Source organism: Micromonospora sp. ATLC20, from assembly GCF_057196585.1.
In genome coordinates, this window is the sequence record NZ_JBXUOV010000439.1 from 1 (window position 1) to 301 (window position 301).

Consider the following 301-nt stretch of genomic DNA (forward strand, 5'->3'; position numbering starts at 1 on the left):
GCGATGCCGCTGGCGGCGAGGTACGCCTCGGCCTTCTTCGCGACGTTGCGCGGGTCGCGGGAGTACGCCTCGCGGGTGAACGGGTCGTGGATGAAGAAGTTGAGCGCGAGCGTCTTCTGGGCCCGGAACGGGTCGATGAAGGCGGTGGCGACGTCCGGCAGCAGGAGCATGTCGGACTCGTGGATGGCCTGGAAGCCGCGGATCGAGGATCCGTCGAAGGCGAGGCCGTCGGTGAAGACGCTGTCGTCGAACGACTCGACCGGCAGGTTGAAGTGCTGCATCACGCCGGGCAGGTCACAGA

At 67.1% G+C, this 301-nt stretch carries 1 protein-coding gene; it reads right to left on the reverse strand.

Translation table 11 applies throughout. The features are described from left to right. Positions 1-301, reverse strand: a 301-nt coding sequence (locus AC2CHG_RS31805; RefSeq protein WP_484526250.1) for a glutamine synthetase beta-grasp domain-containing protein, incomplete at both ends; no start/stop codon positions are given.